Annotated in this window: 13 protein-coding genes; 4 read left to right on the top strand and 9 right to left on the bottom strand. The window is 46.2% G+C overall.

All coding sequences use genetic code 11. From position 1 onward, the window contains the following. Window positions 1–5: 5 nt before the first annotated feature. Complete coding sequence (locus C7E00_RS15740; RefSeq protein ID WP_105305254.1) at window positions 6–692, bottom strand: PRD domain-containing protein; 687 nt, start codon at window positions 690–692, stop codon at window positions 6–8. Between the two features lie 256 nt (window positions 693–948). Between C7E00_RS15740 and C7E00_RS16850 the strand changes: the two genes are divergently transcribed. The 4 genes from C7E00_RS16850 to C7E00_RS15725 are packed head-to-tail and all read left to right on the top strand — an operon-like array spanning window position 949 to window position 4,150. Beyond that, window positions 949–1,641 carry a DUF6431 domain-containing protein gene (locus C7E00_RS16850; RefSeq protein WP_420808631.1) on the top strand — a complete coding sequence of 231 codons (693 nt, stop codon included), beginning with the start codon at window positions 949–951 and terminating at the stop codon, window positions 1,639–1,641. After that, window positions 1,526–2,932: a DDE-type integrase/transposase/recombinase gene (locus C7E00_RS15735; protein WP_105303332.1), complete on the top strand. Its 1,407-nt coding sequence runs from the start codon at window positions 1,526–1,528 to the stop codon at window positions 2,930–2,932. The genes C7E00_RS16850 and C7E00_RS15735 overlap by 116 nt, the downstream gene beginning before the upstream one ends. Window positions 2,933–2,934: 2 nt before the next feature. Continuing rightward, window positions 2,935–3,759: an ExeA family protein gene (locus C7E00_RS15730; protein WP_105303331.1), complete on the top strand. Its 825-nt coding sequence runs from the start codon at window positions 2,935–2,937 to the stop codon at window positions 3,757–3,759. Continuing rightward, window positions 3,752–4,150, top strand: coding sequence for a hypothetical protein (locus tag C7E00_RS15725; protein ID WP_105303330.1), 399 nt, complete (start codon window positions 3,752–3,754; stop codon window positions 4,148–4,150). Before C7E00_RS15730 ends, C7E00_RS15725 begins: the two co-directional genes overlap by 8 nt. A 109-nt stretch (window positions 4,151–4,259) precedes the next feature. On the opposite strand, the gene C7E00_RS15720 is transcribed toward C7E00_RS15725, so the two are convergent. The 8 genes from C7E00_RS15720 to C7E00_RS15685 form a co-directional block, all read right to left on the bottom strand. Further along, on the bottom strand, window positions 4,260–4,358 hold the full coding sequence (locus C7E00_RS15720; RefSeq protein ID WP_135358270.1) for a CAT RNA binding domain-containing protein: 99 nt from the start codon (window positions 4,356–4,358) through the stop codon (window positions 4,260–4,262). A 144-nt stretch (window positions 4,359–4,502) separates the two neighbouring features. Then, a complete protein-coding gene (locus C7E00_RS15715) occupies window positions 4,503–4,763 on the bottom strand; it encodes a hypothetical protein (protein ID WP_135358269.1) in 261 nt (86 codons plus the stop codon). A gap of 30 nt (window positions 4,764–4,793) precedes the next feature. Further along, window positions 4,794–6,665, bottom strand: a complete 1,872-nt coding sequence (locus tag C7E00_RS15710; protein WP_105305251.1) for an AAA family ATPase — start codon at window positions 6,663–6,665, stop codon at window positions 4,794–4,796. Between the two features lie 72 nt (window positions 6,666–6,737). Then, window positions 6,738–8,348: a MobQ family relaxase gene (mobQ, locus tag C7E00_RS15705; RefSeq protein ID WP_167836651.1), complete on the bottom strand. Its 1,611-nt coding sequence runs from the start codon at window positions 8,346–8,348 to the stop codon at window positions 6,738–6,740. 296 nt (window positions 8,349–8,644) lie between these two features. Further along, window positions 8,645–8,944, bottom strand: a complete 300-nt coding sequence (locus C7E00_RS15700; RefSeq protein WP_167836650.1) for a DUF3847 domain-containing protein — start codon at window positions 8,942–8,944, stop codon at window positions 8,645–8,647. Window positions 8,945–9,045: 101 nt separating this feature from the next. After that, on the bottom strand, window positions 9,046–9,681 hold the full coding sequence (locus C7E00_RS15695; protein WP_105305248.1) for a HEPN domain-containing protein: 636 nt from the start codon (window positions 9,679–9,681) through the stop codon (window positions 9,046–9,048). Window positions 9,682–9,740: 59 nt separating this feature from the next. Next, the gene (locus tag C7E00_RS15690) at window positions 9,741–10,997 is read right to left on the bottom strand and encodes a TFIIB-type zinc finger domain-containing protein (RefSeq protein WP_105305247.1); all 1,257 of its coding nucleotides are present in this window, start codon (window positions 10,995–10,997) and stop codon (window positions 9,741–9,743) included. 18 nt (window positions 10,998–11,015) lie between these two features. Beyond that, window positions 11,016–11,678 (bottom strand): hypothetical protein, encoded by a 663-nt coding sequence (locus C7E00_RS15685; RefSeq protein ID WP_105305246.1) that lies wholly within the window; start codon window positions 11,676–11,678, stop codon window positions 11,016–11,018. Between the last annotated feature and the right edge of the window lies 1 nt (window position 11,679).

Raw genomic sequence — 11,679 nt, 5'->3', positions numbered from 1 at the left:
CAAATTCATGATGCCTCTTGATTGACCTCCTGAAGCACTCTCTGCAGATGCAGAGTCAAGAACAGTTGTTCCTGATCGGAAAGCCGATAATTATTCTTTTCCTTAACTGTATGTGTGATCTTTTCCATGCATTTATCAAGATCAGAATAGGAATCCGACTTTTTCACATAAGATGATTCAATTTCTTTGGGATATTCTTTTCTTAGCACTCTATTTCCAAGAAAACGAAGATGCACCAGAAATCTCGAAACTGCATAACTTGTCATATGCGAGGCTACCTGAGGGTAATACGCATACACGCAGTCCAGGATCATTTTGATGAAATCCATTAATTCCTTCGGAGTGGATGATCCTGCATCTCCTTCAGCAAGAATCATATGAAATGCAATATATGATGCCTCTTCAGCAGGTAGCTGAACATTCAGCTTCTCTTCAGCAATCTTGACTGCCTGTAGTCCTACTTCATATTCGTTCGGATATGCGAGGTGGATCTCACTCCCCAGGAACATCTCACCCATATCTATATGATTCATTCGTTCCACTGCAAAAGAAATATGATCTGCCAAATCGAGAATCAATTGTTCATCAAGCGGCACGGCGAGGGCTTTACATGCATAATTGTAAATTTCTTTAGAAACATCAAAATACTCTGCAGGAATCTTCTGCAACAACTTTGCATATTTTTCAGTCATCGGGGCAACAGAATGATAAGACTTCTGGATTCTGAATTCATCAACAGGATCACCTTCCCGTTTTCCAAACCCAATTTGTTACGCCTCTAATATTATGTCTATTAGCAGCTCAGGTTGTTTGTCCATGGGCTGCTCTTTATAATGGCCTTAACTGAGAAAGGAAAAGTCCCAGAGCCACAATTTGCTTAGACAACAAAGACTCTGGGACCTGGTATCAAAACCATGGTCATTATAACAGATTTTGATATAGAAGTCGTTGCCGGAGAAGAAAGCCTTTTTAATCAGGAGTAATGAAACCTGCGTTTGTCCTGTATGTCAGTCAGATCTTCTGGTTCGTGATTCAGTAAGGCGTAAAGTGAAAGACACAAATGGAAGTGTTTCGACCTATATCATCAGGCGTCTTAAATGTTCAAATTCTTCGTGCAATCGTATCCATAGAGAATTGCCGGACTTCTGTATTCCTTTTCGAAGATATGAATCCATCATCATTGAAGAGGCAATTGATGAAGCCATACACTTTGGAGATTCTGATATAGGAGAATACCCCTGTGAGCGAACCTTCCAGCGCTGGAAAACATGGGAAGAAGAAAACAAACAGCAGATTGATGGAAACCTGAATTCCATCGTTTCACACTTTGACTCGTCCGGATCGAGCCTCCGGAATGGAGCCGTTTCATTACTCGAACACTTCAGGAAACGCAGTGGAGGATGGCTTTCAGAAATCTATCGTGCCATCATCAATTTCGGTTCTTCTCTGCCTAGGGGTGACACACCTGTTCTGTCAAGCTGTCTTTCGAGATCTGGGATATCCTCTTTTCAAAAGGAGGATCACAATGAGCAGCCAGAAAACCGAGGATTGGCAGGATGCAGAGGCACTGAGAAGGTTTCAGATGATTGCCCCTTTGATGGATCAGGCCCTGGACTCTGCCAAGAAAACAGCGACCCGTAGAACGATTGCCGATGATAATGGCGTATCCGTAAAGACAATCCGGCGATATGAATCAGCCTTTCGAAGTAAAGGCTTTTCGGGTCTGAAGCCAAAGTCACGAAAAGGATCATTAGATCGCCGTCTTCCGGAAAACTATCACGAGTTCGTGCAGGAGGCAATCATCCTGAAGAAGGAGGTGCCTACTAGATCTGTTAATCAGATCATTACCATTCTAGAGGGAGAAGAAAAAGCTCCGGAAGGAGTGCTGAAGAGATCCACTCTGCAGCGATATCTATATGCGGCAGGATTCGGAGAGAAGCAGATGAAGAAATACCGTGAAGATCAGAAAAGCCAGACTGCGGTAAAACGATTCTGCAAGCCGCATCGGATGATGCTTGCCCAGGCGGATATCAAATATGGAGTCGGCATCATATTCACTGCAGATGGATCAAAGAAGACCGCATATCTGTCATCAATCATAGATGATCATTCCAGATATATTCTCGCAAGTGAGTGGTATGAGAAGGAAGATGAGTATGCGGTAGTTGATGTTTTCCGGAAAGCAGTATTGAACCATGGAACTTTTGACAAATGCTACACAGATAATGGCAGTGTATATGTTTCAAAACAGCTGAGGATCAGCTGCGCAAAAATTGGGATTCATCTGATTCGTGCGAAGCCATATAGCGGGAAAAGCAAAGGCGTAATCGAACGCTTTCATCAGACCGTAGATCAATTCATTGCCGAGATCAAACTGAAGAAAATAGACAACCTGGCTGAGATCAATCGGCTATGGAAGATTTTTGTCGATGAATACTATCACAAAAGGCCGCATGAAGGCATCAGGGAATATTATCTTTCTCTGAATCGTCCGGTACCACCAGAAGGCATCACGCCACTTCAGGAATGGAATCGTGACTCCCGTCAGCTTGTCTTTATCGATAAAGATAAAGTTGGTGAAGCATTCCTGTTTCATGATAAACGAACCGTAAATCCGGGCGGACTGATCAGTGTCAAAGGCAGATCGTATGAAGTCGGGGCATCTCTGATCGGCGCAAAGATTGAGATCAGCTATGATCCGAAGAAAGATACTGATATCACAGTTCATTATAAGGATCTGGAACCTTTTATTGCCAAACCAGTTACCATTGGCCCATATTGTTCCAAAGATCCTGCACTTCCGGAATCCATGACAGATTCCGTGCCTGATACGTCACGATTCCTGGATGTAATCGAAAAGAAATATCAAGAGTCTCAGACTAAGCTTGCGGACGCAATTTCCTACAGCAGCTACAGAAAGGATGGCGACTGATCATGTATGAAGCATTCTATGAAATGAAGCAGACTCCGTTTGTCAGAAATATCCCTTCTGAAGAATTGTATGAATCTCCGGCAATGGCTGAAGCGTTCGCCAGGCTGAACTATGCGGCAGATCGGCAGCTGTTTGCAGTACTGACTTCCGATGCAGGATGCGGGAAATCAACTCTGATCCGCAGATTCAATGACAATCTCCCAAAAGACAAATACCTTCTTCTTTATGTTTCTGATTCCAAGCTGACACCGAAATGGCTGTACAAAAGTCTTCTGGATCAGCTTGGGCTTGAAGCAGGTTTTTACAGAGGAGACGCAAAGAGGCTGCTTCAGAAGCAGATTGAAATCATCCGTACAAAAGAGCACAGGAAAGTCGTCTGCGTTCTTGATGAAGCTCATCTGCTGGAGAAAGAGACGCTGGAAGAATTTCGGTTCCTCTTGAACTCTTCCTTTGATTCTGAGAGCCAGATGGCATTGATTCTTGTCGGTCAGAATGAACTATGGGATCAGAAGCTGCGATATAAGCGATATGCCGCAATACGGCAGAGAATCGATATTACCTGCATTCTTCCGCATCTGGATCTGTCTCAGACACAGATGTATATCGATTCCAATCTGCATTATGCAGGAGTCAATAATCCGCTGTTTACAGAAAAAGCTGTAGAAGAAATCTGCAAGTCCTCAACCGGAATCCCGAGGATCATTAACCGAGTCTGTGAAAAGTGTCTTACCTATGCAGGTCAGCAGCGGCAGCGTCTTATTGATGAGCACATTGTCCAGCACGTAATTCAGCATGAAATGCTAACTTTCGGAGAAAACCATGACTGAAACTATTGAATGCCACGGCATATGCGAATATTGCCCGGATACGAAAATCTGCAAAGAATACAACCGGGATAACATTATGTATCAGATGCTTATCGATGATCTGATTGATTCAATCAAAGACCAGAATCTGGAAATTGTAGCTCTGAGAAGATTATTAATGCGTTATATCAAGCCGGAGTACAGAGACGGGCTGAAGGATGATATTTTCAGAGCACTTTACCCACAGATCGTGCCGATCTCATATGACAGTTATGTCCGAGAATTCTACTGTGGAAATGATCCATTTGATGAAGCCGGATACATTCGAGAAATGAGGAAGTACGCTTCCGGAAAGATGACACGTGATCATCCGAATATTTATCGTGAAGCTATCAAGAAAAGATCCAGATAGAACAGTAAAGCCCGGAAAACCGGGTTTTATCAATTCTGAGATTCATTCAAAGTCACCAAGATGAGCAGTTTCCGGACATATGATCAGATCAGATTCTGGACATTTTGATTTAGCGGTAACACCCAATTCCTTTTCCTGTCAGTATTACATCCTCATTTCCCTGAAATACTAATACTGAATTGTTGTTGAACACCTTTTTGATGATCATTTTCCCACCCCTCATAGGAAAAGTATCAAAAGCTAAGCAACGATATGAATGATCTCCAAGGCTTTGCCTGATTCAACAGTAACAACCCTTTTGTCAAGACATTTCAATAACAATTCGGTCTCCCTCCTTGGAAAACAGGCTTAATCAGAAGTTTTCGTCTTGGATATCTTTCTTGATCAGGTGCTTTACCTTGTCATCCAGGCTTTCATTTCCGTCTTCTGCAAAGTACAGGCCGATTAGGAAATTAGTCCTGCCGAGCCTCATGGAAAGCATCGGTTGTTTCGACACTGCTTCAGGGGTTGCTCTGATCTCTTTTTCTTTAATTTCAGTCATATTGTTTTCTTCCTCCGTTTCATTTTGACTGGCAGAATGGCAGCCATGTGAGAACCATGAAATCTCTGCCACTCATGCCATGACTGCCATTCAAACTGTGTTTCATTCCATCCAGAAGACCTTTCTACGGCCTTCTCCGATCTTGCTTTTCAGGGCCTCGCCAAGCTCCTTCTTGGCATCACGGACCGTCCTGGAAGAGATCCCTTTTTCAAGGGCTGCCCGGTCGATCTCGTCAGAGAAGGCCTCCTTGCCTCCGGCCAGCATCCGGCAGATCAGTTCCTTTGCTTCGTGAGTTTTGGATTCTTTCTTCTTCTCAAAACCGGAGAGCAGCTCTTCAGCTGAGATATCGAAGTCACCGATCCAACGGAAGCCTTCCTCATCTCCCAAGATGAAAGCCAGGGATGTTCCTGCGGGAGCCAGCGAACTCTTGTCATGAGCCAAGACTCTGACGTTCGGATCATCCTTGCTCTTACCGATGACCAGCACGCTGCGGACTCCGGCAGTAAAGTCAATGGATCCCAGGCCACGGTATCCGCTCTGCTGCCCGGTCGCCTTGTTCAGATGACCGATCAGTACGATGGCGCATCCGGTCCTCTGGGCTACGTCACCGATCTTTCTGAGGATCGGCCTGACCTCGTTGGCGCGGTTCATATCGACGTTCGGACCGAGAAATGCCTGGATCGGGTCGATGATCAGCAGCCTGGCATCGTTCTGTCTGATCGCCTTCTCAATACGCTCATCAGCCAGCGTCAAAGGATCATCGTCACCCTCGTCGATGACCAGCACTTTTTCCAGGTCTGCACCCGCTTCTATGAGGCGCGGTTTGATGGTGTCGCCCAATCCGTCCTCTGCGGTCTGATAGATCACTTTGAACGGCTCATGAACTTCCATATGCGGAAGCTCGGACCTGTTGGTGCAGGCAGCGCAAAGCTGCATGGCCAGATACGTCTTTCCGTTTCCGGCATCACCGTGAAGGATCGTCAGCTTCCCGAAGGGAATATAAGGCTTCCAGAGAAAAGCCACTTCGGTCTGTTCCACGTCACTCATACGGATCATGGGAACAAACTCTCCGGCATCGTTCTTCTCTCTGAGATTCTGAAGCACGTACCAGTCCTTGCGGTCGAACTGTTCTTTCTGAAGAAGCAGCTCGTTCCAGTCTTTCACCGGAGGCTTCATGCGGTAGACGCTCTTATCCAAGGGGATCTCTTTGTTCAGGTGGATGCAGGCGGCTTCTCCGGCCTCATCGTTGTCCAGGCAAAGATAGATCGTGCGGATATCCTTGTGGTCCTCCATGAACTGCTGTAAAGCCTTGTAGGCTACGCCGCCAAGGGAGAGATAGCTGTGATCCTGCCAGTCTTTCGGAAACAGGTTGATGAAGGACAGAAGGTCGATTGGCGCTTCAAAGACGCACACCTTATCGCCCTTTCCCTGATGACTGAATCCGTATGCCTTATCCGATCCCTTAACATCAAGACGGAACTTATCCCTGGTCCCGCGACAGTGCGCGTATCGAGGCAAATTCTTCGGATCTCTGCCCACAAAGACCACGTTGTGATGATCGGCATCCTCATAGATGTCTCCGGTATTCATGAAGAGATCCACAAGGCCTTCATCGATTCCTCTTTCTGTGACCAGATACTTCCTGGCATTCGCGTTCGTCACGTTCCTCAACGGTAAGTGAAACTCAGGTGAGGGGGTGGGGACTGCGCCAGGCTGTCCTTCGCCCTTCTCACCGATCAGCATCTCCACGGCCTCCGGGAAGCTCTTGCCATAGAACTCCATCACGAAATCAATCGGATAGCCTCCGGTATCATTAGAGAAGCGGTGCCACTTGTTTCCTCTGACCTTCAGGGAATCATGGGCCTTCCACTCCATATCCTTACCACATCGCTTCAGGCTCTCGCCCTGGCTGCGGAGGAAGTCTTCCAAACTGACCGCATTGGCACGGTCGATCTGTTCCTGTGTGTAACTCATTATTCAATACTCCTTTCAACGTTCAGAAACGAAAAAAGCGCCTGCTTTCATCACGATGACAATTGCAGACGCTCAGCGTTCCCATTCTTTATTCTTTTGTTTTCTCTGAGGCTGCTGTATCTGCCTCTCGGCATTCTCGGCAGCAATTTCACGGCTTGCGGCGGCCAGTCGTTCTTTGACTGTCATGTTCTTCCATTCCTTGCGTTCCGGCGTCAGGTTCTCGCGTTCCGGTTCAAGCTCCGGGATCAGATCCTTCACAAGGTACTTGATGTCTTTCAGCATCTGCGTTTCTTCCTGATACGGCCTCAGTCTGGCGTTCAGTTCTTCCAGCTGGGCGTTCAGAGAAGAAAGCTCGGTGTTCACGGCATCGGCATTGTACGGCTGGTCCGGAAGATACTTTCTGAGGTAACGGTCAGCCTGACTCCAGGCTTCCAGTTCCTCTTTGTGTTCCTTCTGGAACTTCTCCTTGCGCCCCTTCCAATGGATCTTCAGATACTGGTCATGGACAGGAGAGAGCTTATCGCGGCGGTCTCCGTATTCCAGGAGCTTTCGCAGCGTATTGATCTTCGCGGTCACGGCCTTGATCTGATCTCGGGTCGGCTGGGCGTCAGCACTGATCTCTTCGATTCGGCTGTCCAGATCGGCAACACTGAGGATATTTTTCTCCCGCATATAGGCTGTAATGTCTGCAAAACGCTGAAGATCCTTGACCGATCCTCTCTGCTGGCCGTAGCTGCTGAAGGTCTCGCGGCGTTCATCTCTACGCTCATTGAAGCGCTGTATCAGAAGATCCACCAGCAGCACTTCCTTCGGCTGCATATCGATCTCAATGATCGCCTCTTTGACTTCCGTGATCCATTCTTTGATCTTGCTGATGGCTCTCTTGATGGCGGCAATCAGAGCATTGGTCTTCTTGATCTCACGGTTCAGATTTCCGATATTGGTCTCGATGCCTCTGCGCTCCATTGCAGTCACAGCAGGCCCCATGTGGACGGTGGGGATCTGGTCGATGCCCTGTCTTTCATAGGACTTCATGCTGATGCGTTCCGGACGTTCGGCTGCTTCAAGATATTGGTTCTGAATATCCTCCCAGGCCTGTCGCCACTTTTCAGCATTGTCGCGGTTATCCCAGTCAGTAGTGAAGACCTTTCGGAACTTCCACTTGCCGTTCTCGCCTTTGATCCTGTCGCCGTTCTCGTCGAGAACATACTCACGGTGACACTTGGGCAGCCAGTGTCCTTGTTCATCCAATGCCCTCATGGTCAGCATAACGTGAGCATGAGGATTGTGATTCGGAGGGGCGGGATCGTGGATCGCGATATCGGCTATCATGCCTTGCGATACGAACTGCTCCTGAACGTACTCACGGATCAGTTTCAGGTTGTCATCCATAGACAGCTCTCTTGGAAGAGTGATGTGGAGCTTCCTGGCCATCTGTGCGTTCCAGCTGGTCTCGGACCATTCGACAGCGTTCCAGAGAGTATTGCGGTCAGCGTACTCTCTCGGAGCGTTGTCTGGCAGCATGATCTCGGTATAGATCACGCCGCGCTTGTCATTGTAGTTCTTTGTCCGGTGGGTGCGGTCATCGTAGAGACGCTCACCGGACTGGTAGGCCGCCGAAGCCGTGGTCGGCGGTGACTTTGATCTCGTGGAGATCATGATTCTGTAATGAGGGCATGGCATCTCTTGGGCCTCCTTTCTCATGCGCTCAGGGCAGAAAAAAAGACCATAGTCATCTCTGCCCGGTAGAAGATGATACGGTCGTGGGCTTGCAGTCATGCTCCGGCTCCCCTGAAAGCCGGAGCATGACGCAAGGAGCAAAAGGGTAGCAGGCAAAGCCTGCGCAGGGAAAGCGGCAGCGTTCCCTGGGACGGAAGCCTGGCGCTCGGATGAGAGCCAAGCTGCAGTCGCCCATCCGGCGAGGATCGCAATTGCACACTCAGGGGTGTGTATAATTGCGCCCTTACACAGTAAGGGACTTAGTACGTTTCGCTCTGGCCTTCGGTCTGTCGCTTCACGCTTTTAAGCATCTCGATGGTCTCGGACCGTCTGAAGACAGCCTTCAGGATCCTGTCGATCTGCTCGTCCGTAAACTCGTCCGGAGAAATATACTGCTCCAGCATAGCTCCGTGGGTGCAGAGACGGTGAGTGCGCTGGCTGCGGGTCAGCTCAGCTTCCTTCTGTTTCAGCTTCTTCAGGTTTTCCTGACGCATCCGCAGATCCTGCTCGGCCTTCTCGCGTTCAGCTTGCAGCTCTTCAAGTGTCTTTTTGCGTGCCATGTGATCACCTCCTTCTTGGTTTCTGGGCATACTAAAAGCTCCCGACTTTTTACGGTCGAGAGCCTTTAGTATGCTCAGATATATGCTTTTGCTGTTTGCTGTTATATCTGCTGATCCGGAAGAGCATCTTCCTCAGCATCGTACATCAAATAGAGCGATTCAAGACAGCTTCGGATCTCTATAAAACGTCTTCCCAAGTTTTCTATGTCTATTACGATATTTTCATCCGCAGTAATATAAAAATGTGGTGTGCCATCAGCCTTGATAGGGTATCTTGCAAAATCAATTCCTAAAGAATCTTTCCCGTTTTCACCTGTTGTTTGTATTTTTGAATATAACTCATCAATGAATGTAGAAAGCGGAAGAAGGTGCTTCTGCAAGCCACTTGTCTTTACTTCTTTTTTTTTGATATGCCCCTTCAATGCATTGTATAGCTCTTTTATATCATGAGTTTTGAAATTTGACCGTACATCCCCAGTAATCATTTCAATTCTACGGATAATAGCTTTCAAATAGACCTCAATCGACTGATCTATGCAATACATTATCGGCATTATCAATGCATCCGCTTTCTTATCACGATTATCTTCAAGGATAACATTCACCAAAGAAACCGCACCATCGGCATAATCGGAGGCTAAAACATAAAGATTATGTGCCTGATCAACCTTGTCCGTTCTCCAATTCAGGTAAGCATTTCGAGACAAATCGATATTGTATGAAAAAATGTCTTTCATCTAGCATATTCCTCAATACTATGAATGGGCCGAAATAAACGGCCCATCCATTTTTTCTATTACCAGATTCTGTCCTCGTAAGGAGTATCCTGGACACCTTCTGCATTGAGGTTGGCAACCATACGATCCAGCTTACCCTTCCACATTTTTTTAAACCACTCTGTATGACCAAACCATCTAACCAAAGTCGGGCTGATGGCATAGTAAGTGCGAATAAATGCGCGGCCATACCAAGTCTCTGCTAATGTGAAATCACGGTAACGACGAAGTGTCCATACCTGCGGGCAATCATAAGAGCCGTATACAGCTGTTGCAACATAGCAACCATTACTTTGAGGAACTGGTCTAGAAGGGATTTCATAGCTAGGGTCAATTTCCTTTATCTTGCCATGCCACTCCATAATTTTATCTGTTCTGCTCTGCTTTGCCGCATCTGTAAGTGAGTACTCCTTACTCCAGCCAGCATCACCGTAATGATATGACCATGAATTGATGAGCTTATTTTGAACACCAATCATATTTTTATATCTAATCACATCAGACTCATCATCGTCATCGCATAAATCAATTGCTGTTTGCAACAGGGTAAGGACATAATCACCTTGCTGTATATACCTTTCCCATGCATACTTACTTGGGTGACCATCAGAGCCCATATAATCTGAATAAATGTTGTTGTTCCACGCATCCATAGCGGCATTATTAATACGTGTTGCAATATTCGTTTTAAAACCATCCGCGGAAACACCACACTTTGCCAAAAGCACTAAACTGTATAGCTGTGTGAGTCTCAAATTATTTAAAATAGAGGCTGCGTTGTCTTCAGAGGCAAACTTCGCAAAGTTATTACAGCACATCGTCATCAATGCTGTAGAAAGACTTTCGATCTCCTGAGAAGCTTCTTTTTTAACTCTATCCTTATCGTCTTCCGGGGCATTGTCAACCGCTTTTGTAAAACAATTGACAGACTCTTCAATTCTAATATTGGCCAATGTGGACTGCCATCCTGCTGCCTTTCCTTTTAGTAGCCAAGCCTTATAATTGTTGGGGTCAATCTCGATGATTTTATTGCAATAGTTTTCGGCTTCCTTCTGGTTACTAGATTCATAGGCGCTTTCAGCCATTTTATAGTAGTTCGCGATCGATGCAGAGTTATCAACCTTGACTGTACTGCCAGATACATCCACGGTCCCCTCAATCATCATCTTCTTGGCTTCTTCGACTGAGTACTTAGTACCGCAGCTCTGGCACACGTACATTCCGTCCTGTTTGACCAGGTCTGTGCTCCCGCACATTTCGCAAGTTAACTGTTTCATTACATTTCCTCCCTGTGTTTACTTAAGCGCCTTGCACTTGATATTTCGTTGTTTGATAAGACCACTAATTTCAGATATCACGTTCTTTTTGTTTTCTCCGGCTGCAGAAACAGATATCAATTTGTCGGAGATTTCTGCCTCAATATTGTCTAAAGCATTGTTGCTCATAGGATCGCTAAATCGGATTTCATCCGAAAGCTTTCTTAATTCATCCCTTACTTCGGAATCAGTTTCTTTTGAGAGAAGGATGTCAACATCTGCTTTCAAGCTTTTGATAAAAGAAGTCTTAGCTTGTATCTTTCCTTCTGTTTCTTCTATGGCGGTTCTTGCAACACCACCGGAAGTAACTAGAGCACAGCTGATTGCCAGGATAACCACATCAACGATGATAGCAATCCATAGCGGTATCCCCGGAACAGCCATCATGATTATTGAGACAATTAGTTGAATAATCATGTATGCAATTCCAATATGCAGCACCGGGAAGCCTAAGAATTTGCTTTTTAGTGTCTCGCCACTCAATGCTTTGTTCCAAAGAGGTATCTGGAAACAGATAGCCAAAAGGCCAAACACAAATGACACCCAAAAAACAGGCGTTTTTTCAAATGGAGCTACGAAGGCAACTACCGCAAATACAACCAAAATGATTGCAAGTATCAAATATCCAGAACGTTTCTTCATA

The organism is Anaerolactibacter massiliensis (assembly GCF_900290205.1).
GTDB lineage: Bacteria > Bacillota_I > Bacilli_A > Erysipelotrichales > Erysipelotrichaceae > Bulleidia > Bulleidia intestinalis.
This window is presented reverse-complemented; position numbering and strand designations above follow the sequence as displayed.

Excerpts from the sequence above, each read along its gene's own strand:
- C7E00_RS15700 (WP_167836650.1), bottom strand. The coding sequence starts at position 8,944 with ATGGCACGCAAAAAGACACTTGAAGAGCTGCAAGCTGAACGCGAGAAG.
- C7E00_RS15730 (WP_105303331.1), top strand. The coding sequence starts at position 2,935 with ATGTATGAAGCATTCTATGAAATGAAGCAGACTCCGTTTGTCAGAAAT.
- C7E00_RS15685 (WP_105305246.1), bottom strand. The coding sequence starts at position 11,678 with ATGAAGAAACGTTCTGGATATTTGATACTTGCAATCATTTTGGTTGTA.
- C7E00_RS15710 (WP_105305251.1), bottom strand. The coding sequence starts at position 6,665 with ATGAGTTACACACAGGAACAGATCGACCGTGCCAATGCGGTCAGTTTG.
- C7E00_RS15695 (WP_105305248.1), bottom strand. The coding sequence starts at position 9,681 with ATGAAAGACATTTTTTCATACAATATCGATTTGTCTCGAAATGCTTAC.
- mobQ (WP_167836651.1), bottom strand. The coding sequence starts at position 8,348 with ATGCCATGCCCTCATTACAGAATCATGATCTCCACGAGATCAAAGTCA.
- C7E00_RS15690 (WP_105305247.1), bottom strand. The coding sequence starts at position 10,997 with ATGAAACAGTTAACTTGCGAAATGTGCGGGAGCACAGACCTGGTCAAA.
- C7E00_RS15740 (WP_105305254.1), bottom strand. The coding sequence starts at position 692 with ATGACTGAAAAATATGCAAAGTTGTTGCAGAAGATTCCTGCAGAGTAT.
- C7E00_RS15725 (WP_105303330.1), top strand. The coding sequence starts at position 3,752 with ATGACTGAAACTATTGAATGCCACGGCATATGCGAATATTGCCCGGAT.
- C7E00_RS15720 (WP_135358270.1), bottom strand. The coding sequence starts at position 4,358 with ATGATCATCAAAAAGGTGTTCAACAACAATTCAGTATTAGTATTTCAG.
- C7E00_RS15735 (WP_105303332.1), top strand. The coding sequence starts at position 1,526 with ATGAGCAGCCAGAAAACCGAGGATTGGCAGGATGCAGAGGCACTGAGA.